This is a genomic window from Pseudoalteromonas sp. CO325X (assembly GCF_004208955.1).
In the GTDB taxonomy this organism is placed as follows: domain Bacteria; phylum Pseudomonadota; class Gammaproteobacteria; order Enterobacterales; family Alteromonadaceae; genus Pseudoalteromonas; species Pseudoalteromonas ruthenica.
On record NZ_SGPG01000042.1, the window covers coordinates 1 to 1072 of the forward strand.

Consider the following 1072-nt stretch of genomic DNA (forward strand, 5'->3'; position numbering starts at 1 on the left):
CTTGTATGGATAATAACTCCATATTTTTATTATTTTAAACCAGTTTAGGGTAATGTGAGACCCAGGCTTAAGCTGCAACTTAAGCTTTCCATGCGGCAGTTCGATTGAGCGCTGGCTCCTCAGTTGAGAGACCGATAACAAGAACGAACGCCGCATAGGACTCCAAGCACCACACTCGAATAGTCTACTGGGTCTCGAGCCCGCATTGTGCAAGCAAGAGTTAGCTTATTATGAATACTAAAACGGATCAAAACATAAACGTCGGTGTCGATACTGGTAAATCCCAACTCGACATCTATATTCGCCCGCTGGATATCTATTTTACCGTTTCAAATGACGGTAAAGGGATCCGCGAGGCCATCATCAAACTGAAGAAATTTAACCCTGTTCGTATCGTGATTGAGGCCACAGGACGACTTGAGTTCAACTTCATAGTTGCCTGCGCGAAGGCTGATTTACCCTTCGTTGTCGCCAACCCGATTCATGTAAAACGCTTTGCCGGTGCCATCGGCCAACGCGCTAAAACCGACAAGCTCGATGCCAAGTTGATTGCCCATTACGGCGAAGCCATTCAACCCAATTTGTCAGCACTCAAGCCAGAGACCATGCAGGCTATGAGTGACTTGGTGACACGGCGAAACCAACTACTGACCATGCAAACGATGGAAAAGAACCGCCTGAACATCATGCCTAAATATCTGGCGATGACCATCAAACCTATCCTGACAGCGTTTAAAAATCAGATTGAAAAAATAGAAAATAAAATTGCCGCGCTGATCACAAGCTGTCCTGACTATCAGGCAAAAAGCGACATTTTACAGAGCATGCCCGGCATAGGTAAAATCGCTGCTGCGTCCATCATAAGTAACCTGCCTGAACTCGGTTACATTAACAACAAACAGGCCGCATCTCTGGTCGGTGTTGCACCCATGAATCGGGAAAGCGGTCGCTATAAGGGCCTCAGAACCATCCAGGGCGGCAGACCCCAGGTGAGGACTGTGCTGTACATGGCAATGATGTCTGCGATGCAGTGTAATCCGGTGTTTAAAACCACATATCAGCGCCTGATTGC

1 protein-coding gene is annotated in these 1072 nt (G+C 47.2%); it reads left to right on the forward strand.

Going from position 1 to position 1072, the window contains the following annotated elements; translation table 11 throughout:
* Positions 1–230 precede the first annotated feature (230 nt).
* The coding region (locus tag EXT46_RS18680) for an IS110 family transposase (RefSeq protein WP_130149075.1) at positions 231–1072 on the forward strand (842 nt) is incomplete at its 3' end.